Raw genomic sequence first — 25,852 nt, forward strand, 5'->3', positions numbered from 1 at the left:
CCGTGTCCCTCACAGGGGCGCCGACACCGTCGGCGCCCCTGTTGCATCCTGGTCTCCGCCGACGGCTGCACCGCCAGGGCGCGGCGAGGCGGGCGGCGTGCATGGAAGAGGGTGAGGCCGGTGCAGTTCCGGCGCCCGCCTCGCCCTCTGTTGCACCGTCCGTGTGCAGTCGGCCACTTCCAGTATGGCGGTGATATCCGACAATGGATTGTAATTGTTGATCTTTATGGAAAATTGCGCCTGGTGGCGCAGCCCTTGCAACGTCTCCTTGTCCCACAACAACGACCCCTCCGGGGAGCAAGGAGATTCTCATGACCCTGTCCCATCCCAAGACGCTGCGGCTTCGTCCCCTGACCGCCGCGCTGTTGACCGCCTCCCTGCTGGGGGCTGGCGGCCAGGCCTTGGCTCAGGAACCGCCGATCAAGGTCGGCATCCTGCATTCGCTCTCGGGCACCATGGCGATCAGCGAGACGGTGCTCAAGGACACCGTGGAGATGCTGATCGAGAAGCAGAACGCCGAGGGCGGCCTGCTCGGCCGCCAGCTCGAGGCGGTGGTAGTGGACCCGGCCTCCAATTGGCCGCTGTTCGCCGAGCGCGCCCGGGAGCTGCTGGCCCAGCACGAGGTGGACGTGGTCTTCGGGAACTGGACCTCGGTATCGCGCAAGGCGGTGCTGCCGGTGTTCGAGGAGCTCAATGGGCTGCTCTTCTACCCGGTACAGTACGAGGGGGAGGAGTCCTCGGAGAACGTCTTCTACACCGGGGCGGCGCCCAACCAGCAGGCGATCCCGGCGGTGAACTACCTCCATAACGAGGTGGGGATCGAACGCTGGGTGCTGGCGGGCACCGACTACGTCTACCCGCGCACCACCAACCGCATCCTCGAGGCCTACCTCCAGGAAGAGTTCGGGGTAGCTGAGGCGGATATCCTGGTCAACTACACCCCCTTCGGACACTCCGACTGGCAGAACATCGTCGCCGAGATCCGCCGCTTCGGCGCCGAGGGCAAGAAGACCGCTGTGGTTTCCACCATCAACGGCGACGCCAACGTGCCCTTCTACCGCGAACTGGCCAACCAGGGCATCGATGCCGCGGACATTCCGGTGGTGGCCTTCTCGGTAGGCGAGCAGGAACTCACCGGCATCGACACCGGCCCGCTGGTCGGCCACCTGGCCGCCTGGAACTACTTCATGAGCGTCGATACCGATGCCAACTACGACTTCATCGACGCCTGGATCGAGTGGACCGGCGACGAGGAGGCGGTGACCAACGACCCCATGGAGGCCCACTACATCGGCTTCAACATGTGGGCGGAAGCGGTGCGCAAGGCCGGGACGACCGACGTGGATGCCGTCAAGGACGCCATCATCGGCGTGGCGGTGCCCAACCTCTCCGGCGGCTATGCGGCCATGATGCCCAACCACCACATCACCAAGCCGGTGCTCATCGGCGAGATCCAGGACAACGGCCAGTTCGATATCGTCTGGCAGACCCCGTCCACCGTGGTCGGCGACGCCTGGTCCGACTTCCTGCCGGGTTCCCGCGACCTGATCGCCGACTGGCGCGCCCCGATGCGCTGCGGCAACTTCAACGTCGCCAGCGGCTCCTGTGGCGGGAGCACCGCCGCCGAGGAGGCCGAGGCCGCACTGGCCGAGTAAGCCCGACCCATCCCCCCGTCGCCGCCCGGCGGCGGGGGAGCACGCCTTCTCGACGCCTTAGCTTCCGCTTCCAGAGGAACTCCCGATGAGGAACTTCCCGCCGTGCTGGCCAGGTTCGGCCAGGACACGAACCGGCCGTGCCCCGCTGGCAGGTGCCGGACGCCCGCTGGCCTGGCTGCTGGGGCTTCTGCTCCTGCTGCTGACGCCCTCGGTTGCCCAGGCCCAGCCCGAGGATGCCGAGGCCCGGGGGCTGCTCGAGTCCCTCGACGTGCGCTCGTTCGCCGACAAGGCCCGCGCCATCGACGCCATCGTTCAGAGCGACGATCCCCGCGCCCGGGACTGGCTGCAGGCCCTGCTCGACGGCCGCCTGCAACGCGGCGAGGAGGGCCGCTTCGTGTTGGTGCTCGACAACCGCGGCCGTGACTGGCCGGTGGAGGATGCCCTGACCGGCGAGCCGCTGGGGGAGATGTCGCGCCGTGATCTCGACCGCATCGGTATCAACAATGCGCTGCGTAACCAGCTGCGCAGCGCCATCGCCGTGGTGGACCTCTACTCGGCCGACCTCGTGCTGCGCCGCGCCTCCGCCGAGCGGCTGCTGGGTGAGGTGGACGCCGACCTGGCCGGCCCTCTGGCCGAGGTGATCAAGGGCGAGGAGGATCCGCAAGTGCGCAGCCGCCTGGTCCAGGCGCTGGCCATCCACCGCCTGGAACAGGGCGAGGCGGCCGCCGTCGTCGACCTCCAGGGGAGCCTGCACCCGCGAGTGCGTGTGGCGCTCAACCGGGCTGCCATTAACGACGATGCGGTGCTGGCCGATGCGGCGCGTGGCGCGCTGAACGACATCGAGCAGCTGCTCAAGATCAACCGCGCGGTGGAGACCCTCTACTTCGGCCTGTCGCTGGGCTCGGTGCTGGTGCTGGCGGCCATTGGCCTTGCCATCACCTTCGGGGTGATGGGGGTGATCAACATGGCCCACGGTGAGCTGATCATGCTCGGCGCCTACACCACCTGGGCCATGCAGCAGCTGCTGCCGGGGCAGCCCGGCCTGGCGCTGCTCCTGGCGATCCCCGCCGGCTTCCTGGTGGCAGCGCTGGCGGGCATCGCCATCGAGCGCGGCGTGATCCAGTTCCTCAAGGGCCGGCCGCTGGAGACCCTGCTGGCCACTTTCGGGATCAGCCTGATCCTGCAGCAGCTGGTGCGCACGGTGATCTCGCCGCAGAACCGCACGGTGGTGTCGCCGGAGTGGATGAGCGGTTCCATCGCCATCAACGACGCCCTGTCGCTGACGCTCAACCGCCTGGTGGTGATCGGTTTCGCCCTGCTGGTGTTCGCTGGCCTGATGCTGATCATGCGCCGCACCCGGCTGGGGCTCGAGGTGCGGGCGGTGACCCAGAACCGCACCATGGCCCGTTCCATGGGCATCCGCGCGACCCGGGTTGATATCCTCACCTTCGCCCTGGGTTCCGGGGTCGCGGGCCTGGCTGGGGTGGCGCTCTCCCAGCTCACCAACGTCGGGCCCAACCTGGGCCAGAACTACATCATCGACTCCTTCATGGTGGTGGTGTTCGGCGGCGTCGGGAACCTCTGGGGCACCCTGGTGGCGGGCCTGTCGCTGGGCGTGATCAACCAGGTCCTGGAGCCCTGGGCCGGCGCCGTGCTGGCCAAGATCATCGTGCTCGTCTTCATCATCCTGTTCATTCAGAAGCGCCCCCGCGGACTCTTTCCGCAGAAGGGCCGTGCGGCGGAGGGCTGATCCATGCTGGCTTCGAGATTCTGGCTGATGCGCCCCTTCGCGGAGCGCTCGACGCAGCTGTTCCTGGCCGTGCTGCTGGCCGCCATGACCCTGGTGACGCTGCTGCACGTGGTGGTGCCCCAGGGCCATGCGTTGCACGTCAACGCCTATACCGTCAACCTGTTCGGCAAGTACCTGAGCTATGCGCTGCTCGCCTTGGCGGTGGATCTGGTGTGGGGCTACCTGGGCATCCTGAGCCTGGGCCACGGGGCCTTCTTCGCACTCGGCGGCTACGCCATGGGCATGTACCTGATGCGCCAGATCGGCGACCGCGGGGTCTATGGCCACCCGGAGCTGCCGGACTTCATGGTGTTCCTCAGCTGGGACAGCCTGCCGTGGTACTGGGCCGGCTTCGACATGGCCTGGTTCGCCTTCCTGATGGTATTGCTGGCGCCGGGGGCCCTGGCGCTGGTGTTCGGCTTCCTGGCCTTCCGCTCCCGGGTCACCGGGGTGTACCTGTCGATCATCACCCAGGCGATGACCTTCGCCCTGATGCTTGCCTTCTTCCGCAACGAGATGGGCTTCGGCGGCAACAACGGCCTGACCGACTTCCGCGACATCCTCGGCTTCAATCTGAGAAGCAACGAGACCCGGCTCGGGCTCTTCCTGGCCACCGGCGTGGCGCTGGCGCTGGCCTACCTGCTGTGCCGGGCCATCGTCGGCAGCAAGCTGGGGCGGGTCTGCGTGGCGACCCGCGACGCCGAGGCCCGCACCCGCTTCCTCGGCTACCGGGTCGAGCGCTTCCAACTGTTCGTCTTCGTGGTCTCGGCCATGCTGGCGGGCCTGGCCGGGGCCCTCTATGTGCCCCAGGTGGGCATCATCAACCCCAGCGAGTTCTCGCCGCTGTTCTCCATCGAGATCGTGCTGTGGGTGGGATTGGGTGGCCGCGCGACCCTCTACGGCGCGGTGATCGGGGCGATCCTTGTCAACTACGCCAAGACCGTCTTCACGGGGGTGATGCCCGACGCCTGGCTGTTCGCCCTGGGCGCGCTCTTCGTGCTGGTCACGGTATTTCTGCCCAGGGGGGTGGCGGGCCTGCTCGCCTATCGTTTCCCCGGCTCGCGCTTGAGGCGGCGGGGCGCCGACAATGAAGATGTCCACCCACCGACGAAGGAGGCCACCGCATGAGCCTGCTGAGATCCCTGGCCGACCGCGATCGCGTCTTCGACTTCCTGGTGCCGGCGACCTCGCCGGTGGACGTGCGCCACGGCCCGATCCTCTACCTGGAGGACGTCACGGTGAGCTTCGATGGCTTCAAGGCCATCGACAATCTCAACCTGACCATCGACGACGGCGAACTGCGTTGCATCATCGGCCCCAACGGCGCCGGCAAGACCACCATGATGGACATCATCACCGGCAAGACCCGCCCCGATACCGGGCAGGTCTGGTTCGGCAGCCGTCACGATCTGCTGGCCATGAAGGAGCCGGAGATCGCGAGCCTGGGCATCGGGCGCAAGTTCCAGAAGCCCACGGTGTTCGAGGCGCTCTCGGTGTTCGAGAATCTGGAACTGGCCATGGCCGCCGACAAGCGCATCCTCCCCACCCTGACGGCGCGAATGAGCGGCGAGATCCGCGACCGCATCGAGCAGGTGCTCGGCACCATCGGCCTGGCCGAGCTGCGCGGGCGCCCGGCAGGCATCCTCTCCCACGGCCAGAAGCAGTGGCTGGAGATCGGCATGCTGCTGATGCAGCGGCCCCGCCTGCTGCTGGTGGACGAGCCGGTGGCCGGCATGACCGAGCAGGAGATGGAGCGCACCGCCGAGCTGTTGACCGGGCTCGCTGGCCAGCAGTCGGTGGTGGTGGTGGAGCACGACATGGGCTTCGTGCGCTCCATTGCCCGCCAGGTGACGGTGCTCCACCAGGGCAGCGTGCTGGCGGAGGGCAGCATGGACCAGGTGTCCAACGACCCGAAGGTGATTGAGGTCTACCTGGGCGAGGAGGCGTAATGCTGACCATCGACAAGCTCAACCAGTACTACGGCGAGAGCCACACCCTGTGGGATCTGGACCTCGAGGTACCGAGGGGCGAGTGCACCTGCGTGATGGGTCGCAACGGGGTGGGCAAGACCACCCTGATGAAGGCGATCATGGGCGAGGTGGCCGTCTCCGGTGGCAGCATCCGCTACGCCGACGACGTGGAGTTGACCCGCCAGCGGGTGGAGGCTCGCTCGCGGCTGGGCATCGGCTACGTGCCCCAGGGGCGTCAGATCTTCCCGCTGCTCACCGTGGAGGAGAACCTGCGCACGGGCCTCGCCGCCCGGAGCGACGGGCGGCGCACCATTCCCGAGCGCATCTATGAGCTCTTCCCCGTGCTGGAGGAGATGAGGCATCGTCGCGGCGGGGATCTCTCCGGCGGCCAGCAGCAGCAGCTGGCCATCGGCCGCGCCCTGGTGATCGAGCCGCGGCTGCTGATCCTCGACGAGCCGGGGGAGGGCATCCAGCCCAATATCGTCACCCTGATCGGAGAGGTGATCCGCCGGCTGATCAGGGAGGACCGCCTCACCGTGCTGCTGGTGGAGCAGAAGCTCCCCTTTGCCCGCAAGTATGCCGACCGCTTCGTGATCATGAACCGCGGCCGGCCGGTGGCCCGGGGTCCGATCGGTGAGCTGACCGATGAGCTGATCAAGGAGCACCTGACGGTGTAGACAGTCACGGTGTAGGGCAGTCGCGTCGGGCCCCGAGCGTCGGGCCCCAAGCGTCAAGCGCCTGAAACCAAGCAGCAAGTGACAGGGCGCGCTCTGCGGCTAGCAGGGGGCGCCTTGCACCTATCTGGCCTGCCCGATCGTGCGCCTGCACCCGCGAGGTGCGCAGCGGCTCGCGCAGACGCACCTCCATAAGGCGTTGGCTCGCTAGCCTGTGGTCGAGAGGATATTCAACCTCCTGAATAATATTTGAAAAATATCCCAATCCCCATTCTGGTACGCCGCTTGCTGATAGCTTGGCAGACACGCCGGATCACGAGCCGCCCATGACCGCTTACGAGACCTCCCTGGATGCCACACCGCCGACGGACTCCGGCCATCGCTTCCATGCCGGGCGGCGCTGGGATGCCTCCCTGGACCTGAGCTTCGCTTCCCGCCGGGAGGTGACCCGCCTGGTGCACGCGCGTCATCGTGGGCCGCTGCGGGTGCAGCGTCCCTTCTACCCGGAAGAGGCCCGGGGCGCCTGTCACGTCTACCTGCTGCACCCCCCGGGTGGGCTGGTCAGCGGTGACGCCCTGAGCATCGATGTCGGGGTGGAAGAGGGCGCTCACGCGCTGCTGACCACGCCGGCCGCCAACAAGCTCTATCGCGCCGACAGCCACGGCGTGGCCTGGCGCCAGCAGGCTCGCCTCAGGGTCGAGGAGGGCGCCGTTCTCGAGTGGCTGCCCCAGGAGACGATCGCCTTCGACGGGGCCCGGGGCGAGCAGGCCACCGCCCTGGCGCTTGCCGGGAGTGCCCGCTGCCTGGGCTGGGAGGTGCTGGCCCTGGGACGCCCCGCCAGTGAGCTGCCCTATGTGACCGGTCGCATCGACCAGCGCTTCCGGCTGACCCGCGACGGCAGACCGCTGTGGATCGAGCGCCAGCCCCTGGACCCAGCCCACCCGCGCTTCTGCGGGCGCTGGGGGCAGGGTGGCGCCACCGTACAGGCGACCCTTTGGGCGGTGGGCCTGGTTGATGAGACCGAGGCCGTCGAGGCCCTACGCGAGGCGCTGGGTACCTCGACCCGCTGGGCGGTCACCGTGCGCCACGGCGTGCTGCTGCTGCGCTACCTGGGCCAGGAGTGCCGCGAGGCCTGGGCGCTGTGCCAGGCCGCCTGGCGGGTCCTTCGCCCTCGGCTGTTGGGTCTCGAGGCACACACGCCGCGTATCTGGCGGACTTGATTCCCCTTCCACGGAGATTCGACATGGAACTGACCCCTAGAGACAAGGACAAGCTGCTGCTCTTCATGGCGGCCCAGCTGGCCGAGCGCCGCCGCGCCCGGGGCCTCAAGCTCAACTACCCCGAGGCCGTGGCGCTGATCAGCTTCGAGATCCTGGAGGGCGCTCGCGACGGGCGCACGGTGGCCGAGCTGATGAGCGAGGGCCGCGAGATCCTCACCCGCGACGACGTGATGGAGGGGGTGGCCGAGATGGTCGACGAGGTGCAGGTGGAGGCCACCTTCCCCGATGGCACCAAGCTGGTCACCGTCCACACCCCCATCGTCTAAGGAGCCCGCAACGATGTCCGAACCCATGATTCCCGGTGAGTATCAGTTGAAAGGCGGCGAGATTGCGCTCTGCGAGGAGCGCGAGCGGATCACCGTCGAGGTCGCCAACACTGGCGACCGCCCGATCCAGGTCGGCTCCCATTACCACTTCGCCGAGGCCAACCCGGCCCTCACCTTCGATCGTGACAAGGTGCGCGGCCATCGTCTCGACGTGGCCGCCGGGACGGCGATCCGCTTCGAGCCGGGCCAGACCCGCGAGGTAACGCTGATTCCCTATTCTGGTCGGCGCCATGTCTACGGCTTTCAGGGCAAGGTGATGGGCAAGCTGGACGGAGGACAATCATGAGCTCTCCCAACACTAGTCCCAATACCATCAGCCGCCAGGCCTATGCCGACATGTATGGCCCGACGGTGGGCGACCGGGTCCGCCTCGGCGACACTGACCTGTGGATCGAGGTGGAGCGCGACGCCACCCACTACGGCGAGGAGGTGAAGTTCGGCGGTGGCAAGGTGATCCGCGACGGCATGGGCCAGAGCCAACGCGTCGACGCCGCAGTGATGGACACCGTGATCACCAATGCCTTGATCCTCGACTGGTGGGGCATCGTCAAGGCCGATGTGGGCATTCAGGGCGGGCGGATCAAAGCCATCGGCAAGGCGGGCAATCCCGACACCCAGCCCGATGTGGAGATCGTCATCGGCCCGGGCACCGAGATCATCGCCGGTGAGGGCAAGATCCTCACCGCCGGCGCCCTGGATGCCCATATCCACTTCGTCTGCCCCCAGCTGGTGGAGGAGGCGCTGATGAGCGGCATCACCACCATGCTGGGCGGCGGCACCGGACCGGCTACCGGCACCAATGCCACCACCTGCACCCCGGGGGGGTGGCATCTCGGCAAGATGCTCCAGGCGGTGGACGATCTGCCGATGAACATCGGTTTACTGGGCAAGGGCAACGCCAGCCTGCCCGAGGCGCTTGAAGCGCAACTCGAGGCCGGCGCCATGGGCCTCAAGCTGCACGAGGACTGGGGCACCACACCGGCGGCCATCGATAACTGCCTCGCCGTTGCCGAACGCTACGACGTTCAGGTCGCCATCCACACCGACACTCTGAACGAGTCGGGCTTCGTTGAGGACACGCTCGCTGCCTTCAAGGAGCGGGGGATCCACACCTACCACACCGAGGGGGCCGGGGGCGGTCACGCGCCGGACATCATCACCGCCTGCTCGAAGCCCTATGTACTTCCGTCCTCCACCAACCCGACGCGGCCCTACACGGTCAACACCATCGACGAACATCTGGACATGCTGATGGTGTGCCACCACCTCGACCCCAACATCCCCGAGGACGTGGCCTTCGCCGACTCGCGCATCCGCCGCGAGACCATCGCCGCCGAGGACATCCTGCACGACCTGGGGGTGATCTCGATGATCGCCTCCGACTCCCAGGCCATGGGTCGGGTCGGCGAGTCGATCTGCCGGACCTGGCAGACCGCCCACAAGATGAAGGTGCAGCGTGGCCTTCTCCCCGAAGACGAAGCGCTCGGCGCCGACAACTTCCGCGCCAGGCGCTATATCGCCAAATACACTATCAATCAGGCCATCACCCATGGGATCAGCCACGAGGTGGGCTCCGTGGAGGTGGGCAAGCTGGCCGACCTGGTGCTCTGGAAGCCGGCCTTCTTCGGCACCAAGCCCGCCATGATCATCAAGGGCGGGATGATCGCCGCGGCCCCCATGGGCGACCCCAATGCCTCGATCCCTACGCCCCAGCCGGTGCACTACCGCTATATGTTCGGTGCCTTGGGTCGCGCCGCCAGCCAGACGCGCCTGACTTTCGTCTGCCAGGCGGCGCTGGACGCCGGCATCAAGGAGCGGCTGGGGCTCACTAGCGAGCTCTCCGCGTGCCGCGATGTGCGCGGCGTGCGCAAGGGCGACATGAAGCTCAACGACGCCTGCCCCGAACTCACCGTCGACCCGCAGACCTACGAAGTACACTGCGACGGGGAGCTGTTGACCTGCGAGCCCGCCACTGAGCTGCCCCTGGCTCAACGCTACCACCTCTTCTAACCACCCTCCTTATGGGAGCCCGACATGCTGACACTGATCGAACGCCTTGGGCCCATCGCGGCGGAACGCGCCAGCGACACCCTGACGCTGCCCTATGAGCGCCGCATGCTGGGACGCCTCAAGGCGGTGAGCGACAGCGGGCGCGAGCTGGGCCTGTTCCTGGATCGCGGCCCCGTGCTGCGTGACGGCGAGGGGCTACGCGCCGAGGGCGGCGAGCTGGTGCGCATTCGTGCCGCCGTCGAGCCGGTGGTCACCGCACGCGTTGCATCCGGCCTGCCCCTGGCGCGGCTTGCCTACCATCTGGGCAACCGCCACGTGCAGCTGGCGCTGGGAGAAGATGCGCGGGGCGGTTTCGTGCGCTTTCCGCCCGACCATGTACTGGAGGCGCTGGCCGAACGGCTCGGGGCGGTGCTCGAGCACCATGAGGCCACCTTCGACCCCGAGCCCGGTGCCTACCGGCAGACGGGCGGCCATCTGTTCCCCCATGACCACGGGCACGAGCCTCACCACCACGATCATGACCCAGACCACCCCCATGCCCACTGAGGCCGCCATGACGCCGGCAGCGGGGCAGGGCGACGACCTGGCGCTGCTGGGGCTGCTGCAGCTGGTCAGCCCCGCGCTGCCCATCGGCGCCTTCGCCTTCTCCCAGGGGCTGGAGAGCGCCTTCGAGCTGGGCTGGGTCGCGGACGAGGCGAGCCTCGGCGACTGGCTCGAAGGGGTGCTCGAGGATGGCCTGACGCGCTGCGAGCTGCCGGCGCTTTCGCGCCTGCAGGCGGCCTGGGCGGCGGGCGACGGCGAGGCGGTGGCCGAGTGGGACCAGTGGCTTGCCGCCAACCGCGAGACCGCCGAGCTCGCCGCCGAGGATGCGCGGCTCGGCGCCTCGCTCACGCGGCTGCTGGGTAGCCTGGAGCTGCTGCCTACCAGCACGGCGCGTGGGGCGCCGGCTCTGCCGACGGGAGCCGGCTACGTCACGCTCTTCGCCTGGACGGCCCATGCCCGCGGGGTGCCGGTGCGCCAGGCGCTGCTCGGCTTCGCCTGGGCCTGGCTGGAGAACCAACTGGCCGTTGCCTGCAAGGCGCTGCCGCTCGGCCACACCGCCGCCCAGCGGCTGGTGGAGCGCCTGCGCCCGGCCTTGGTCGCCGCGGTGGATCAGGCGTTTGTCATTGCCGACGACGACCTCGGCCCGGCGCTGCCCGGCCTGGCGCTCGCCAGCGGCCTGCATGAAACCCAGTATTCGCGGCTCTTTCGAAGCTAGTGATGAACAACCAGGAGAAAAGACCATGACCCATTGCCTGCGTGTCGGCGTCGGTGGCCCGGTGGGCTCCGGCAAGACGGCCCTGCTCAAGCAGCTCTGCCTGGCGCTGCGTGACCACTATGATATCGCCGTGGTCACCAACGACATCTATACGCGCGAGGACGCCGACTTCCTGCTCAAGCACGAGGCCCTGGCTGCGGATCGTATCCTCGGCGTGGAGACCGGCGGTTGCCCCCACACCGCCATCCGGGAGGACGCCTCCATGAACCTGGCGGCCATCGATGAGCTTCAGGAACGCCACCCGGGACTGGAACTGGTACTGGTCGAGTCCGGCGGCGATAACCTCTCGGCCACCTTCAGCCCCGAGCTCTCGGACCTGACCCTCTACGTGATCGACGTCTCCGCCGGCGACAAGATCCCGCGCAAGGGGGGGCCGGGGATCACCAAGTCGGACCTGCTGATCATCAACAAGATCGATATCGCCGAGCAGGTGCACGCGTCGCTTGCGGTGATGGAGCGCGACTCGAAGATGATGCGCGGCGAGCGCCCCTTTGTCTTCACCAACCTCTACGACGGCGTGGGGCTCGAGACGATCATTCAGTTCATTCTCGACCGCGGCATGCTGCCGGAGCGCCGTCCCGATGCCACCGCTGCTGCCACCGCCTGATGCCCTTGATCAATGACCCTGTCCGCAAGGAGACCACCCCCATGACCGCTCTCTCGACTTATCTCTCGACATCTCTCTCGCCATCTCTTTCGACACGAGTCGCGCGTACCGCCCGTGCCACCGCACTCGCAGCGGCTATCGCACTCCTGCTGGCCGGTGTGGCCCACGCCCATCCCGGCCACGACGCCCCCGCGGTGCACGCCCACACCGGCAGTCCGCTGCTGCTGGCGGTGCTGGCCATCTCGGTGCTCGGCCTGGCGGCGCTGGTCCCGCTGGTCCCGCTGGCCCGGCGGGGGCTGCATCAGCGCCGGCTGCAGCGCCAGCGCTGAACTCACCCTTGACCCGCGACGCAGAACGCCCGGCAGAGGCCGGGCGTTCTGCGTCGATCGGGTCGGTTGTTGCCTCAGGGCAGCAGGATGGTGGAGCCGGTGGTCTGGCGACCCTGCAGGGCGTCCTGGGCCTTGCCGGCTTCCGCCAGGGGATAGCGGTGCGAGACATCGACCTCGAGCTTGCCGCTTTCGAGCATGGCGAAGAGCTCGTCGGCCATGCCCTGCAGCCGCTCGGGCGTATCGGCATAGCCGTTGAGACTGGGGCGGGTGACGAACAACGAGCCCTTCTGGTTGAGGATGCCGATATTGACGCCCTCCACCGCGCCGGAGGCGTTGCCGAAGCTGACCATCAGAGAGCGCGGCTTGAGGCAGTCCAGCGAGGTTTCCCAGGTGTCCTTGCCTACCGAGTCGTAGACCACGTCGCACATGGCGCCGTCGGTCAGTTCGCGCACCCTCGCCACCACGTCCTCCTTCGTGTAGTCGATGGTGGCCCAGGCACCGTTCTTCTCGGCGATCGCCGCCTTCTCCGGGGAGCTCACGGTGCCGATCAGTTTCACGCCCAGCGCCCTGGCCCACTGGCAGGCGATCGAGCCCACGCCGCCGGCGGCAGCGTGCCACAGGATGGTCTCTCCCCCCTTGAGCGCATGGGTCTGGCGCATCAGGTACTGCACCGTCAGGCCCTTGAGCATGCTGGCCGCGGCGGTCTCGAAATCGATGGCCTCGGGAAGCGCCACGACCTTCTCGGCGGGCAGGGTGTGCAACTCGGTATAGGCGCCCAGCGGGCCCTGAGCGTAGGCGACGCGATCGCCGGGCTTGAGGTGGCAGACCCCTTCGCCCACGGCGTCGACCACGCCGGCCCCCTCGGTGCCGAGGCCGGAGGGCAGCGATGGGGCCGGGTAGAGCCCGGTGCGGAAGTAGATGTCGATGAAGTTGAGGCCGATGGCGCGGTTGGCGATCCGCACTTGGCCCGGGCCGGGCTCGATGGGGGCGGCCTCGACGAGGTCGAGCACCTCGGAGCCGCCGGTGCGGGCAAACTGGATACGCTTGGCCATGTCGATAGGTCCTTGTTTTAATGAAAGCTGTACGGGATGAGTGACGGTCGGGATAAGGGAATCATCCAAACGCCGATCGCCCCTGTGGTCAAGTCGGCATCGCCGGTGGCGGCCTCAGGCGGCGTCGAGCCCCTCGACGAAGGCGCGCTTTTCCGCCTCGAAGAAGGCCCGTTCCTGCTTGAAGCGGCGCAGCACCGCCTGGTCGTCGAAGGTCAGCGGCGGCGCCAGCCTGCCGGACAGCTCGGCCGGGTGCTGGAAGGCGAGACCCACCCGCTGCCCCCGGCCGTCCTCGATCCAGCGGGTGAGCCCGCACTCGCGCAGGAAGGCCTCGTCGAGAGTCTCGCTCGGGGTCGCGCAGAGGGGCGCGTTGAGGGACAGGTCGCGGATCAGGCGCCGCAGGGGCTCGCGGCTCTTCTCGAGGGAGGCGGCGAGCCCGAGGGCCATCCCCTCGCCGCGTTCGTCCATGACCAGCAGCGCCAGCGCCAGGGGTTGGCCCTGGTCATCAAGCAACGCCCAGAGGCGGGCTGCCTCGGTGGAAAACAGCAGGTGACGGGTGCCGCTGAAGGCGACCAGCGGGGCCAGTCCGGCCTGGGTGCCGTGGACCGCCGCACACAGCCGGGCCAGCCAGGCATCGCGCCTGGCGCCAGCCTCGAGACTCACCACCTTCATGGATTCTCTCCGCTCTCGTGATGTTATCGTGCGAAGTCTACCACACTGGGTCACCAACACCCGGACGCCACCCGGACCCGGCGGGGCCTGTGCCTGTGCCCGGCATCTCGCTATGCTGTCGTCCAACGCTGGTCGCTACTGCCATCGCCCCGCGGCGGCCTGCCCCCTCAAGGACGCGAGAGGCCCCCATGACCCTATCCATCACGCCCCATGCCGCCATGACTCATCCCGCCATTGCCCTGCCACGCCTGATCGCCCACCGCGGCCTGTCGGCTCGGGCTCCCGAGAACACCCTTTCCGCGGTGCGCGCCGCCCATGCGGCCGACTGCCGCTGGGTCGAGTTGGACGTGCAACTGCTGGGCGACGGCACGCCGGTGATCTGGCATGACGCCACGGTCAAGCGCTGCTCGGACGGTCGCGCGCGGCTCGCGGACCTGGATCTTCCCCGTGCCCGCCGGCTGGACGTGGGCGGCTGGTTCGGCGATAAGTTCCGCGGCGAGCGTATTGCCACCCTGTCCGAGATGCTCGCTCTCGTCGAGGCCCTGGGGCTTGGCCTCAACCTTGAGCTCAAGGTGAACCGTGGCCGCAGCGCTGCGGCCCTGGTGGAAGAGGCGGTACCCGCGGCGCTGGACGCCTTGCCGCCCGAGCGGCTGATCGTCTCTTCCTTCAACGACGAGGCGCTGGCCTGCGCCCGGGACCTGGCGCCCGCGGCCAGGCTTGCCCTGGGGGTGCTGTTCGAAGGGATTCCCGACGGCTGGCGGCAGCGCTGCGAGGGGCTGGACGCCTTCAGCGTCCACGCCGACTGGACACGCCTGAGTCGGCGTGGCGCCCTGGCGGTCATTGAGGCGGGCTACCCGCTGCTTTGCTACACCGCCAACGATCCGGCGGCCTTCTCTCACCAGTGGGCCTGGGGCGTGGCCAGCGTTATCAGCGACGATCCCGCCTGCTTCGCGGGGCATCTGCCGCCCGAAGCCTGAACCGTCGACGCTCCTCAATGCAGTCGGGCCGCCCCAGGAGGCGGCCCGTCTGTTGATAGCCGAGATGGCCAAGCTTCAGGCACCCGGCTCAGCGTGGAGCCGGTGCGGTCTCGTCGCGGCCGTCATCCTGCTCCACGACCATGTCATCCTCGACGTGGATGGGCTCCTCGTCCTTGGCGTCGCGCACGCTGCGCGCGCGGTGCTCGATCAGGAAGTAGAGGATCAGGCCGATGCCCAGGCCCCAGGCGGCGCCGTGGGTGGCCAGGACAACGCCCATGATGCCTGCCACGCCCATGGCGGTGGCGTTCTTGATCTGTTCCACGGCCACGGCGATGCACAGGTAGCCGGTGATCAGCAGGGTGATGGAGAGGGCGATGGGCAGTACCGGACGGAACCCCGTGACCAGCGGCAGCAGGAAGAGCGCGAAGAAGCCGACGATCCAGAACACGCCGGTGCCGGAGTAGATGGTCTCCATGGCCTTGCGGCCATAGCGGTAGCGCTCGGTGACCGTGGCCATGCCGCCAGTGAACAGCGGACCGGCCAGGCCCGGGTAGGGGGCCAGCAGGGAGTGCATCAGGTTGCGCAGGCCGGTGATCAGGTGCACGCGATCGACATCCACCTCGATCTTCTCGTCGGGACGCAGGTGGTCAACGCGCTTGATCAGGGTCTGGCCGACGATGATGTCACCGAAGGCGATGATATAGGCGATGATGGCGGTGGGAATCGCGGCGATCATGAGTTCGGGGCCGGGTGCGCCGATGGAGAAGGGCAGGTAGGCCCAGATGCCGGCGAAGTCGGGGATGGCGATGCCCCATTCCACCTTGGGCAGGGGGTACTCGCCCACGCCCCAGCCGATGGCCATGGTGATCAGCATGCCCGGGACCATGCCGTAGGCGACGATGTTGCGCGCCCAGCGGTACTTTTCGGCCAGGTCGCGGAAGGAGAGCGAGAACAGCACGTAGAGGGTGATCAGTCCGCCGATGCCCAGCGAGATGGGGGTATTGTAGAGCCGGCCGCCCACGCTGATCTCGCCGCTGATGGCGGCGATGCCGGCGCCCAGCAGGATGCCCGCCTTGATGGAGTCGGGGACGTTGTTGACCAGCTTGGTGCCAAGGCGCGTGACGGCCATGAACAGGAAGATGGCGGTGACCATCAGTTGCAGGGCGATCATCGCCTTGAGGGCGTCCGGCCCCGGCTCATGCTGGCCAATGAACAGCAGCACCACCGGAATGGCCGGCGTGATCCAACCGGCGATGAAGGGGATGCCCAGCAGTGGCGGGAGGATGAAGCCGATGCCGCACACCACCACGAAGGCCAGTGCCACCTCGTAGGGAATGCCGAGATACTGTTCCAGCAACGGGATCATGCCCAGGGAGATGACGAACATCACCAGCGCCTGGATGGTCTCCGGGATGGCCCAGGGGAAATGGATGAAGGGGAGGCGGACCTTGAAGGGACCCGCGGGCCAGTAGGGTTGTTCTTCACCATACTTTCGTTTGAGTAGCACGTCGATAACCTCAGCGGTTCTGGCTGTACATGGGCATTCCTCGCTTGCTGTTGTTGTTGGCTGTGAGGTTTTTACTTGTGGCGACCGGGTGGGAACATTCGACCTTGTAACGAGGCGGTTCATTCCGGGCCTGTGGCCAGTGTCGACAATCGGGAGGCCGATTCGTGAAAAAATCGCAAAATGACGCCGTCATGACGCTAAAAAGCCGTAAAATGAGGACATTGTTGTCGACACGTCCCACGCCATGCTGTCGCTTTACGTAAACGTAAACTTTGGTCCAATGGGTCATGGTCAGGGATTGTACGAGGGGCGGGACGTGGAAAAAACGAGGAGGCAGCGCATGTGGCCATGGATCGTGACGGCGGTACTGGCGGTCTGGATCGCCATGGGACTCTGGCAACTCGTCAAGCCGTTGCCGAAGGGGGTCGGCCTGGCCTGGCCGGCGCATTCGGTCGATGAGGTGCGCTTCCTGGCCGACGAGTCCTGGTTCGATGCCCGGGGAGAACGCCACCTCGAGCAGGCGATCTTCGACGAGATGCTGGCGCTGATCGGCCAGGCCCGGCGTCTGGTGGTGGTGGACATGTTCCTGTTCAACGACTTCGCCGGCGCTAGCGAGGCGGATAGCCTGCGCCCGCTCTCCACCGAGCTGACCCATGCCCTGGTCGAGCAGAAGCGCCGCCATCCCAACCTCGAGGCAGTGGTGATCAGCGATCCGCTCAACACCCTCTACGGCGGCATCGAGCCCGACCACCTCGAGGTGCTGCGCCATGCCGGCATCACCGTGGTACTGACCGATCTCGACCGGCTGCGGGCCTCCAACCCGCTGTGGTCGGGGCTCTGGCACCTGGGGCCGCGCTGGCTGGGCAACAGCGCCCGGGCGGGCTGGCTGCCCAACGCCCTGGGACCTGGGCGGGTCACCCTGCGAAGCTACCTGGCGCTGCTCAACTTCAATGCCAACCACCGCAAGACCCTAGTAGTGGACCGCGGAGATGGCTGGGCGGGGTTGGTGACCTCGGCCAATCCCCACGACGCCAGCAGCCTCCACGGCAACGTCGCCCTGCGCTTCGAGGGCGCCGCGGCCCTGGACCTGCTGGCCTCCGAGCGCACGGTGGCCGCCTGGTCCGGCGTCGGCCTGCCGGGCCCGCGGCCACTGCCTGCCCTGGCAAACGTCGAGGGCCCCCGGCTACAGCTGCTCACTGAAGGGGCGATCCGTGACGCCCTGCTGACGGCGATCGAGGCCAGCGGGAAGGGAGACCGTCTCGACCTGGCGGTCTTCTACCTCGCCCACCGCGGCGTGATCGAAGCGCTCAAGCAGGCCCGGCAGAGGGGCGCCGAGGTGCGCGCCCTGCTGGATCTCAATCGCGACGCCTTCGGGCTGGAGAAGGGCGGTATCCCCAACCGGCCGGTGGGGCGCGAACTGGTCGAGGCCGGCATCGCGGTGCGCTGGTGCGCCACCCGGGGCGAGCAGTGCCACAGCAAACTGCTGCTGCGCCGCCCCGCGAATGGAAGCGAGGCGGAGCTGATCCTCGGCTCGGCCAATTTCACCCGGCGCAACCTCGACAACCTCAACCTGGAGACCAGCGTGCGGCTACTGGGCGACCTCGATTCACCCGCCCTGGACGAGGCCGCGGCCTTCTTCGAACGGCGCTGGCACAGCTCCCCCGAGCGCACCACCAGCGAGCCCTTCGCGGACTTTGATGACGCCACGACCTGGCAGCGGGTGCGCTACCGGATCATGGAGGCCACTGGGCTTTCCACCTTCTAGACCCTGATGGTTCTCTAGCCTCCAGGCCGCTGTATCGCTTGACAGCCGCCGGGTCGCCGCCCAGCTTGGAAGGGCCAATTCGAGAGGGAGACCGGACATGGACAAGCTGTTGCTGGCCGTGAAGCTGATCATCACGGCACTGGTACTGATTCTCTTCGTGCAGAACATCGTCATGGTGGAGGTGCGCTTCCTGACCTGGAGTCTGTCGCTGCCCATGGCCCTGCTGCTGATGGCGATCTATCTGCTGGGAATGATCAGCGGCAAGAGCTTGATGCACTTGATCCGCAGGCTGGGCCGAGGCAGGTCAGAACCCAGCAGGCGCTGAGTGCTCCGGGCCTGCCCCCTCATCCTCACCCCCCTTATTCCACGTGGGTCACCGCCTGGCGGCGGGGGTCGACGTACCAGGGCAGGCCGAGCCGGGCATTGCGCTCCAGTTCGGCGATCACCTGGGCGCCGAGTAGCAGGATGATGGCGCCTATCTCCAGGCTCAGCAGCACCACGATCAGGGTGGCCAGGGAGCCGTAGACGGCGTTGACGAAGGAGATGTTGGCGAAGTAGTAGACCAGCAGCAGACGCACCCCCTCCCACAGCAGGGCGGCGACCAGTCCGCCGATGATCGCCCGGCGCAGGGCGACCTGAACCACCGGCAGCACCTTGTAGATGGCGCTGAACAGCAGGAAGACCCCGAGGAAGCTGGCGAGGTTGAGCACCGGGTTCGAGAACCCGGCCATGGGCAGTTCGCGGTCAAACAGTGCCAGCCACAGGGCGTTGAGGGAACTGGCCAGGGTCACCAGCAGGGTCAGCGCCATCAGCCCCGCCCCCAGCACCACCATGAAGGCATAGGGCAGCAGTACCGAGACCCAGGCGCTGCGACCATGCTGGTGGGTGTCCGGGGCGTGGAAGATGATCGCCAGGGCGTCCTCAAGCATGCGAAAGGCGAAAGAGCTGAACAGCAACAGCACCGGGAAGCCGAGAATGCCGATCACCTCACGGGTATCGAGCAGGGCGCGCACCGCATCGAGCAGTACTTCGGCGTGGGCCGGGGCCAGGTGCTGCGCCTGTACGCTCAGCACCCCCAGCAGGTGGGTCTCGTCCACCACCCGGGCCAGCAGGACCACCAGCAGCGCGAACAGCGGCACGATGGAGAGCAGGATGTTATAGCCCACGCCGCCCGCCAGCAGGATGCCGCGATTGCGCAGGAAGGCGGTGATCACCCGCCACAGAAAGCGAGACACCCTCGGCACCAGGGTGAAGAGTGCATGGCGCGATAGCTTTCGGTGGTTAGGCGTCATGGCCTGGCCTTCCATGGATGAGGTTCATGATAGTCCTCCGGTATCATCCAGCGTCAAGCGAAGCCCGGGCCTGTTAGCCAGGGTGCCTGGAAGAGCAGGAGCCACTTATGGAGGAAAAAATGAGGAGCCTGAGTCCGTGAAGTTGAAAGGCTGATTTTGAGAGGCATGGTTCGGTTGGTATTATCGGCTGACATGATATCCGCTAGGTTCTGACGACAAAGGCCATGCCATGCGAACACCCGCCAGGCCCGGAGGGGAACTTCATCGGCTAAACGCCCTGTATGAGATTGAGATACTCGATACCTCGCGGGATCCCGGCTTCGATCGCCTGACAGAACTTGCCAGCGATCTCTTCGATGTCCCGATCGCTCTGGTCTCCCTGGTGGACGAGCATCGCCAGTGGTTCAAATCCCACTATGGTCTGGAGAGTTGCGAAACGCCTCGCGACATCTCCTTCTGTGCCCACGCCGTGGCCGATGACAGGACGCTGGTCGTGGAGGATGCCCTGCAAGACGAGCGTTTCCACGACAACCCATTGGTCGTATCCTCCCCCCATATTCGCTTCTATGCCGGTCAGCTGCTGCGGCCCGACGGTCGCCACGCCCTGGGCACTCTCTGCCTGCTCGACCCCAGGCCCCGCACGTTCTCCGTCGCCGACCACCGGCGACTTTCCCTGCTGGCCTCTCAGGCGGAGGAGCTGCTGCGCGAGCATCAGCTGCGCGTCAGGCTGCTCGAGCAGAAACGGACACTGGCGAGCACGACTCAACGTCTGGGAGCCCTGCTGCGGGCGATTCCCGATCCTCTCTATCTGGTGGGCGTTGCAGGTGACGTGTCTCGCCTGGATGGTGACGACCCGGTGAGCGACGCCTTCGCCGATGCGTTGAGGAAGCAGCGCTCGGATATCGACGGGGTGAGCGATATTCGCACCTTTACCTGGCAGGAGGGCGACGATGGTCCTGTCTTCGAGGTGCGACTGCTCCCCACGCAGGATGGCGAACACCTGGCCATCGCCCGGGATGTCACGGAGCGGCACCAGATCGAGCGAATGAAGGCCGAGTTCGTCTCGACGGTCAGCCACGAGCTTCGCACGCCCCTGACGGCGATTCGCGGCGCCCTGGGGATGCTGGTCCAGGGGATGGCCGGCCCGCTGCCCTACGATGCCCGCTCCCTGGTGGCGGTGGCCGACAAGAACGGCGGGCGCCTGGCGCGGCTGATCGACGACATCCTCGACATGGAAAAGCTGGAGGCGGGGCAGCTGGTCATGCATCCACGCATCGCTCCCCTGGGCGAGCTGGTGGCGCAGGCGCTGCTCGACAACGCTCCCTATGCCGAGAGCTTCTCCGTGGGGCTCGACCTGGTGCGGCCGCTACCGGCCGAGGATCGGGTCGGCGTCGACCCCGACCGCTTCGCCCAGGCGATGGCCAACCTGCTCTCTAACGCCATCAAGCATTCGCCTGCTGGCGGGGAGGTGCGGGTGGAGCTGGCGCCACGGGCCTTGGCCGGGCGCGAGGGGTTCGAGGTGGCGGTGGTCGACCAGGGGGCAGGCATTCCGCTGGCGTTCCAGCCCAGGGTCTTCGAGCGGTTTGCCCAGGCGGATGGCTCGGATCGACGCCGCACCGGCGGGACCGGCCTGGGCCTTGCCATTACCCGCCGCCTGGTGGCGCTGATGCAGGGGGAGGTCAGCTTCACCTCGGTGCCCGGGAAGGGGACCCGCTTTTGTCTATGGTTGCCCCGCGCACAACCGCCATTCACGTCTATCAAGGAGGAGACCCATGAGTGATTCCGCCCCCCAGCCCAGCATCCTGATGGTGGAGGATGAGGAAGATATCGCCTTTCTGCTCCGCTTCCTGCTGGAGCGCCACGGCTATGCGGTCCAGCATGCTGCCGACGGCCGCCAGGCGTTGGCGGCGCTGGGCGAGGGCGCCCCCCCGGATCTCGTGCTTCTGGACGTCATGCTGCCCTTTCATGACGGCCTGGAGGTGCTGGAGCGACTGCGCCAGCGGCCCGCATGGCAGGCGGTGCCGGTGCTGATGCTGACCGCCAAGGCGAGAGAGTCCGACGTGGTGCGTGCCCTGGAGCTGGGCGCTGACGACTACGTGACCAAGCCCTTTCAACCGGATGAACTGCTGGCGCGACTGCGCCGCCTGATGAGGAGGCGTTGATGCAAGGGAGTGTGAGCGCGCGCGGGAATCGACGGCTGGCCGGCCTCGGCTGTCTTCTGGCCGCGTTGAACGTGAACCTGGTCCTGGCTCAGCCAGCGGCGGCGGAGCCGCGGCGGCTCGAGATGGAGCTGTCTCAACGCGTCGACCAGCTGGACAGCGGGTTCGCCAACTGGCAGGGACAGCGCCTGGAATTGCAGTCCACCCGCCCGGGTGACACCACCTGGTATGGCGCCGCGACCCGCGATCGACGCTACGACCTTCGCGACGAGGGAGTGGAACTGGGGGCCGCGCTGCCCCTGGACGCCAACTGGGTGCTCCAGCCCGAGGCGGGTGGCACCGTCGATGCCGATTTCCTGCCGCGCTGGTACGCCGACCTGAGGCTCCAGCGGCGGCTGCCCGAGGGCCTGATGGGTGCGCTTAGCGTGCGCCGCACCGAGTACGAGGCCTCCCGGGTCGACCGTCTGGCGCTGGGAATGGAGCGCTATTGGGGCCCCTGGCGTGCCGGCTATACCCTCAACGTCAGCGATGTCTCCACCGCGGGCACTCCGGTGGGCCATGCCCTGGCGCTGGACCACTACTACGGCGAGCGCAGCGTGATCGGCCTGCGTGCCAGTCTCGGCCGCGAGGAGGAGGGGCTGCCGGGCGGGGAGGTGGTCACCTCCGACGTGACCGCCGTCGCCCTGCGCGGCCGGCATTGGTGGCACCCGGACTGGGCGTTGAGCTGGGAGGTCGGCACCCTGAGCCAGGGCGATCTCTATGATCGCTACGGTGTCCAGCTGGGCGTTCGCCATGCCTTCTGACTTGTTGTTGTACGGTGTGCCCTGGCCCGAGTGGCTGCAGGGCGCCGCCAGCCTGCCGGAGGACCCGGTGCTTCGCCTTGCCGTCTATTCCGCCATGGCCCTGGGCGGTCTGACCCTGCTGGTCATGGCCCAGGTGCTGGTGGTCTCGGAACTGGCCGCCCGACGCGAGCGGCGCCAGAAGGCGTTCGTGGCCGAGTGGCGTCCGCGGCTGGTGGGCTGGACCCTGGCCGAGGAGGCGCCCGCGACGACACCGCCCAGGCGGGAGCGGGAGGTCCTCTGGTTCCTGCTGCTCTGGGCACGACTCCATCGCCAGCTGCGCGGGGTGGCTCGGGAGCGCCTGAATGCGCTCTTCTTCTCCCTGGACATGACCGGTGTCGTGCTTTCAATGCTCGACTCGCGCCGGGCGCATCGGCGCCTGGTGGCCCTGGCCTGCCTGGGCCATCTGGGCAGCGACCGGTTCTGGTCGGATGTCACTCCGCTGCTGGAGGCCCGCAACCCACTGGTGGCCCTGGCGTCGGCCCAGGCGCTGGTGGCCATGGACCCACGCCGGGCCATGGCCCGGCTGGTACCACTGATCGCCCGGCGCCGCGACCTGGCCATGCCCCGCCTGCAGGCGTTGTGCCGGCAGGCGGGGCCCGCAGCGGTGACGCCGCCGCTGCTGGAAGGGCTGGCCACGGCGGCCACGCCACATCGAGACCGCCTCGCGGCGCTGCTGGGCGGCGCCGAGCCGGCCCGGGTGGCGCCCTGGGCGCGGCGCTGCCTGGCCGAGCGGGACACCGTGAGCGAGGCACTGTGCTGCGCGGCCCTGGCCTGCCTGGGGGAGCTTGGCGATCCCCGGGACCATGCCCTGCTGAGCGCCTGCCTCGTCAGCGACTCTCCAAGGGTGCGCTTCGCCGCCCTCAGGGCGCTGCGACGCCAGGCCAGGCGCGAGGATGAAGCGCTGCTGTTGCCGCACCTTGGCGATCGCGACTGGTGGGTGCGCCAGGCGGCGGCGGACTCCCTGGTCGGGCTGCCCGGCATCCCCCGTGAGCGTCTCGAGGCGCTGTGTGAAGCGTGCGAGGACCGCTACGGTCGCGACGCCCTGCGGCGGGCCATGGCCGAGGGGGCGCGCCCATGAGCCTGTTCGAGGGATGGCCGGTCGTCGACTGGGCCTGGTGGGCGCAGGTGGGGTTCATCGGCTACTTCCTGCTGCTCAACGGCGGCTACCTGCTGCTCAACCTGCTCTCCATGATCAGCCTGCGCCGCTACATGCGCCTGCGCGCCGAGCTGGGCGCCGAGGCCCCCTACCTGGGCATCGAACCCTCGGTGTCGCTGCTGGTGCCCGCCTACAACGAGGCGGCGACGATCCGCACCTCGGTGCTGTCGCTGCTGCAGCTGCAGTACCCGGACTACGAGGTAGTGGTCATCAACGACGGCTCGAAGGACGAGACCCTCGAGGTGTTGCGCGAGGCCTTCGAGCTCGAGGCGCACCCGGAGCCTCTGCGGCTCGGGGTGCCCCATCAGGAGGTCCTCGGTATCTATCGCTCGCGGCGTCACGCCAACCTGCGGGTGATCGACAAGCGCAACGGCGGCAAGGCCGATGCGCTCAATGCCGGCATCAACGCGGCTCGTCACGGGCTTTTCTGCGCCGTGGATGCCGACTCCATCCTGCAGCGTGACAGCCTGCTGCGGGTGGTCCAGCCCTTCCTGGAGGATGAGCGCACCGTGGCGGCGGGAGGCACCGTGCGCATCGCCAACGGCTCCCGCGTGGAAGGGGGCTTCCTGCTGGAGGCGGGCATCCCGAAGAGCCTGCTGGCGCGCTTTCAGATCGTCGAGTACCTGCGCGCCTTCCTGTTCGGACGCCTCGGCTGGTCGCCGATGAATGCGGTGCTGATCATCTCCGGTGCCTTCGGCCTCTTCGACCGTGAGCGGGTGGTGGCGGTGGGCGGCTACAGCACCGCCACCGTCGGCGAGGACATGGAGCTGGTGGTCAGGCTGCATCGCTATCACCGCGAGAAACGGCTGCCCTATCGCATCCGCTACCTGCCCGACCCGATCTGCTGGACCGAGGCGCCGGAAGACCTCGCCACCCTGGGCAAGCAGCGCAGCCGCTGGCAGCGTGGCCTGGCCGAGAGCCTCAGCCGTCACGCGCCCCTGGCGGCCAGCCCCAGGGGCGGGGCGGCGGGACACCTGGCCTGGCCCTTCATGACCCTGTTCGAGTGGCTCGGCCCGCTGGTCGAGCTGGCAGGCTACCTTTTCATGATCTGGGGCTTCGCCTTCGGAGTGGTGTCGCCGGCGGCGCTCACCGCCTTCCTGCTGGTTGCCATCGGCATGGGCATCCTGCTGTCGGTCAACGGCCTTCTGCTGGAGACCCTCTCGTTCCGGGTCTATCGTCGCCGCCGCGACATGCTCCGGCTCTTCCTGGTGGCGATCCTCGAGAACGTCGGCTATCGCCAGCTCAACACGCTCTGGCGCTGCCGCGGCATGTGGCAGTGGTTCACGCGGCGCAAGCACCAGTGGGGCGCCATGAAGCGCTCCGGCCAGTGGGGGCAGTGATCAGGGCGCCTCGCCAAGCAGTGTGGCCACCAGAGCATTGAGCTCCTGCTGGAATTCTCCACCGGGAGAAGGTGGGTGGGGGTCCGCGGTGATGGCGATGGATATCGCCCGCTCGGGAATGACGAAGAGCGCCTGGCCGCCGAAGCCGCGGCCGTAGTAGACGCGCTCGCCGGCCAGTTCGGTGACAAACCAGCCGTAGCCATAGCCGTCGCCGGTCCACTGCGAGGTGCCGCGCGGCTGCCAGGACGCCTCGACCCAGCCCTCGGGCAGCACGCGCCGGCCGTCGATGACGCCGTCCAGGCGGTAGAGCTCGCCGATCCTCACCAGCGCCCGCGGCGAGAGGCGCATGTCGTTGCCGCCGAAGTAGACGCCCTGCGGATCCCGGGGCCAGGCGGGGATGGCGATGCCCAGGGGCTTACCCAGCAGCCGCTGGGCCAGCGCCAGGGTGCTTTCTCCGCCGGCCCGGGTCAGCGCCGCCGAGAGCAGGTGGCTCGAGCCGGTGGAGTAGAGCATGCGCCCGCCCGGCTCATCGACGAAGGGGCGCGACAGGGCATCGCGCACCCAGTCGGGGCTGGCCACCCAACTGCCGTAGTTGCCGCCGGAGGTGCGTTCGAGCCCGGCCTGCAGCGACAGCAGGTGACCGACGGTGATCTCCAGGACCCGCGGGTCGGCCCCGGCCGGCACCCGGGAGCCGAGCAGTTCTGCCACGGACTGGTCGGGAGAGTCGATCACGCCTTCCTGGATGGCGGCGCCGACCAGGGCCGCCAGGACCGTCTTGGAGAGCGACTTGATGTTGGCCGGCTGGTCGACCCCGGGCCCGGCATAGGCGCGCTCGAAACGGATCTCACCATCCTCAGCCACCACCACGGCGTGCAGGCGCCCGAGGCGGGCGGCCTGCGCGTCGAGGCGCTCCAGGCCGGCATGGCTGAGCAGCGGTGGGCGTGAGGTCTCGTCGGCCTGCGCATGGTATGCCGCGGTGACAGCCAGCATAATGACCGCCCCCAGCAGGGGGCGAAGGGCAGTCAGGGGGCGCAACTTCGGCATCGGGATTCCTTGTCCGCTTGGGTGGGCCCGATATTCGAGGCGCCAGCGTCGGCTGGGTTCCCCCACCCATCAATTATTGCCAGCGAGAGAC

At 67.9% G+C, this 25,852-nt stretch carries 26 protein-coding genes; 21 read left to right on the top strand and 5 right to left on the bottom strand.

What is annotated here, in order from left to right; genetic code table 11:
- Nucleotides 1–311: 311 nt before the first annotated feature.
- The 13 genes from urtA to ACR80S_RS08250 all read left to right on the top strand — a co-directional run bounded on the left by urtA (nt 312) and on the right by ACR80S_RS08250 (nt 11,958).
- On the top strand, nt 312–1,655 hold the full coding sequence (urtA, locus tag ACR80S_RS08190) for an urea ABC transporter substrate-binding protein (protein ID WP_435399884.1): 1,344 nt from the start codon (nt 312–314) through the stop codon (nt 1,653–1,655).
- Between the two features lie 85 nt (nt 1,656–1,740).
- Nucleotides 1,741–3,405 (top strand): urea ABC transporter permease subunit UrtB, encoded by a 1,665-nt coding sequence (gene urtB / locus ACR80S_RS08195; RefSeq protein ID WP_435402977.1) that lies wholly within the window; start codon nt 1,741–1,743, stop codon nt 3,403–3,405.
- Between the two features lie 3 nt (nt 3,406–3,408).
- Nucleotides 3,409–4,572 (top strand): urea ABC transporter permease subunit UrtC, encoded by a 1,164-nt coding sequence (urtC, locus tag ACR80S_RS08200; RefSeq protein ID WP_435402978.1) that lies wholly within the window; start codon nt 3,409–3,411, stop codon nt 4,570–4,572.
- On the top strand, nt 4,569–5,393 hold the full coding sequence (urtD, locus tag ACR80S_RS08205; protein WP_435402979.1) for an urea ABC transporter ATP-binding protein UrtD: 825 nt from the start codon (nt 4,569–4,571) through the stop codon (nt 5,391–5,393). Before urtC ends, urtD begins: the two co-directional genes overlap by 4 nt.
- Nucleotides 5,393–6,091 carry an urea ABC transporter ATP-binding subunit UrtE gene (urtE, locus tag ACR80S_RS08210; protein ID WP_435402980.1) on the top strand — a complete coding sequence of 233 codons (699 nt, stop codon included), beginning with the start codon at nt 5,393–5,395 and terminating at the stop codon, nt 6,089–6,091. Before urtD ends, urtE begins: the two co-directional genes overlap by 1 nt.
- Nucleotides 6,092–6,414: 323 nt before the next feature.
- Nucleotides 6,415–7,308, top strand: a complete 894-nt coding sequence (locus ACR80S_RS08215; RefSeq protein ID WP_435402981.1) for an urease accessory protein UreD — start codon at nt 6,415–6,417, stop codon at nt 7,306–7,308.
- Between the two features lie 23 nt (nt 7,309–7,331).
- On the top strand, nt 7,332–7,634 hold the full coding sequence (locus ACR80S_RS08220; RefSeq protein WP_435399879.1) for an urease subunit gamma: 303 nt from the start codon (nt 7,332–7,334) through the stop codon (nt 7,632–7,634).
- A 25-nt stretch (nt 7,635–7,659) separates the two neighbouring features.
- A complete protein-coding gene (locus ACR80S_RS08225) occupies nt 7,660–7,980 on the top strand; it encodes an urease subunit beta (protein ID WP_435400092.1) in 321 nt (106 codons plus the stop codon).
- Nucleotides 7,977–9,704, top strand: coding sequence for an urease subunit alpha (ureC, locus tag ACR80S_RS08230; RefSeq protein WP_435399878.1), 1,728 nt, complete (start codon nt 7,977–7,979; stop codon nt 9,702–9,704). The genes ACR80S_RS08225 and ureC overlap by 4 nt, the downstream gene beginning before the upstream one ends.
- Before the next feature lie 24 nt (nt 9,705–9,728).
- The gene (gene ureE, locus ACR80S_RS08235; RefSeq protein WP_435402982.1) at nt 9,729–10,250 is read left to right on the top strand and encodes an urease accessory protein UreE; all 522 of its coding nucleotides are present in this window, start codon (nt 9,729–9,731) and stop codon (nt 10,248–10,250) included.
- On the top strand, nt 10,240–10,962 hold the full coding sequence (locus tag ACR80S_RS08240) for an urease accessory protein UreF (RefSeq protein ID WP_435403027.1): 723 nt from the start codon (nt 10,240–10,242) through the stop codon (nt 10,960–10,962). Before ureE ends, ACR80S_RS08240 begins: the two co-directional genes overlap by 11 nt.
- A gap of 25 nt (nt 10,963–10,987) precedes the next feature.
- On the top strand, nt 10,988–11,629 hold the full coding sequence (ureG, locus tag ACR80S_RS08245) for an urease accessory protein UreG (protein WP_435402983.1): 642 nt from the start codon (nt 10,988–10,990) through the stop codon (nt 11,627–11,629).
- A gap of 41 nt (nt 11,630–11,670) precedes the next feature.
- Nucleotides 11,671–11,958, top strand: a complete 288-nt coding sequence (locus ACR80S_RS08250; protein WP_435402984.1) for a hypothetical protein — start codon at nt 11,671–11,673, stop codon at nt 11,956–11,958.
- Between the two features lie 74 nt (nt 11,959–12,032).
- Here the strand turns inward: ACR80S_RS08250 and ACR80S_RS08255 are convergent, their stop codons facing one another.
- Both ACR80S_RS08255 and ACR80S_RS08260 read right to left on the bottom strand, forming a co-directional pair.
- Nucleotides 12,033–13,010: an NADPH:quinone reductase gene (locus tag ACR80S_RS08255; RefSeq protein ID WP_435402985.1), complete on the bottom strand. Its 978-nt coding sequence runs from the start codon at nt 13,008–13,010 to the stop codon at nt 12,033–12,035.
- A 114-nt stretch (nt 13,011–13,124) separates the two neighbouring features.
- Nucleotides 13,125–13,679, bottom strand: coding sequence for a hypothetical protein (locus tag ACR80S_RS08260; protein ID WP_435399873.1), 555 nt, complete (start codon nt 13,677–13,679; stop codon nt 13,125–13,127).
- 218 nt (nt 13,680–13,897) lie between these two features.
- Here ACR80S_RS08260 and ACR80S_RS08265 point away from each other — a divergent pair, with 218 nt between their 5' ends.
- Complete coding sequence (locus ACR80S_RS08265; protein WP_435400090.1) at nt 13,898–14,656, top strand: glycerophosphodiester phosphodiesterase family protein; 759 nt, start codon at nt 13,898–13,900, stop codon at nt 14,654–14,656.
- Between the two features lie 88 nt (nt 14,657–14,744).
- Here ACR80S_RS08265 and ACR80S_RS08270 read toward each other — a convergent pair whose 3' ends face one another.
- Entirely contained in the window at nt 14,745–16,163 is a 1,419-nt protein-coding gene (locus ACR80S_RS08270) for a xanthine/uracil/vitamin C permease (RefSeq protein WP_435399872.1), read from the bottom strand.
- 340 nt (nt 16,164–16,503) lie between these two features.
- On the opposite strand from ACR80S_RS08270, the gene ACR80S_RS08275 reads away from it, so the two are divergent.
- Both ACR80S_RS08275 and ACR80S_RS08280 read left to right on the top strand, forming a co-directional pair.
- Nucleotides 16,504–17,928 (top strand): phospholipase D family protein, encoded by a 1,425-nt coding sequence (locus tag ACR80S_RS08275; RefSeq protein WP_435402986.1) that lies wholly within the window; start codon nt 16,504–16,506, stop codon nt 17,926–17,928.
- A 97-nt stretch (nt 17,929–18,025) separates the two neighbouring features.
- Complete coding sequence (locus ACR80S_RS08280; RefSeq protein ID WP_435399870.1) at nt 18,026–18,253, top strand: LapA family protein; 228 nt, start codon at nt 18,026–18,028, stop codon at nt 18,251–18,253.
- A gap of 34 nt (nt 18,254–18,287) precedes the next feature.
- Here ACR80S_RS08280 and ACR80S_RS08285 read toward each other — a convergent pair whose 3' ends face one another.
- Complete coding sequence (locus ACR80S_RS08285; protein ID WP_435399869.1) at nt 18,288–19,220, bottom strand: YihY/virulence factor BrkB family protein; 933 nt, start codon at nt 19,218–19,220, stop codon at nt 18,288–18,290.
- A gap of 229 nt (nt 19,221–19,449) precedes the next feature.
- Here ACR80S_RS08285 and ACR80S_RS08290 point away from each other — a divergent pair, with 229 nt between their 5' ends.
- From ACR80S_RS08290 to ACR80S_RS08310, 5 genes are read left to right on the top strand one after another with little or no spacing between them, the layout of a single operon-like run.
- Nucleotides 19,450–21,000, top strand: a complete 1,551-nt coding sequence (locus tag ACR80S_RS08290) for a GAF domain-containing sensor histidine kinase (protein ID WP_435402987.1) — start codon at nt 19,450–19,452, stop codon at nt 20,998–21,000.
- The gene (locus ACR80S_RS08295) at nt 20,993–21,382 is read left to right on the top strand and encodes a response regulator transcription factor (RefSeq protein ID WP_435402988.1); all 390 of its coding nucleotides are present in this window, start codon (nt 20,993–20,995) and stop codon (nt 21,380–21,382) included. Before ACR80S_RS08290 ends, ACR80S_RS08295 begins: the two co-directional genes overlap by 8 nt.
- The gene (locus tag ACR80S_RS08300) at nt 21,382–22,182 is read left to right on the top strand and encodes a YaiO family outer membrane beta-barrel protein (protein WP_435399866.1); all 801 of its coding nucleotides are present in this window, start codon (nt 21,382–21,384) and stop codon (nt 22,180–22,182) included. The genes ACR80S_RS08295 and ACR80S_RS08300 overlap by 1 nt, the downstream gene beginning before the upstream one ends.
- Complete coding sequence (locus ACR80S_RS08305) at nt 22,172–23,299, top strand: HEAT repeat domain-containing protein (protein ID WP_435402989.1); 1,128 nt, start codon at nt 22,172–22,174, stop codon at nt 23,297–23,299. The genes ACR80S_RS08300 and ACR80S_RS08305 overlap by 11 nt, the downstream gene beginning before the upstream one ends.
- Nucleotides 23,296–24,717, top strand: coding sequence for a glycosyltransferase family 2 protein (locus tag ACR80S_RS08310; RefSeq protein ID WP_435399864.1), 1,422 nt, complete (start codon nt 23,296–23,298; stop codon nt 24,715–24,717). Before ACR80S_RS08305 ends, ACR80S_RS08310 begins: the two co-directional genes overlap by 4 nt.
- Here ACR80S_RS08310 and ACR80S_RS08315 read toward each other — a convergent pair whose 3' ends face one another.
- Nucleotides 24,718–25,761 (bottom strand): serine hydrolase domain-containing protein, encoded by a 1,044-nt coding sequence (locus tag ACR80S_RS08315; RefSeq protein ID WP_435402990.1) that lies wholly within the window; start codon nt 25,759–25,761, stop codon nt 24,718–24,720.
- Nucleotides 25,762–25,852: the final 91 nt, after the last annotated feature.

Source organism: Halomonas salsilacus, assembly GCF_051216275.1.
Classification (GTDB): domain Bacteria; phylum Pseudomonadota; class Gammaproteobacteria; order Pseudomonadales; family Halomonadaceae; genus Halomonas.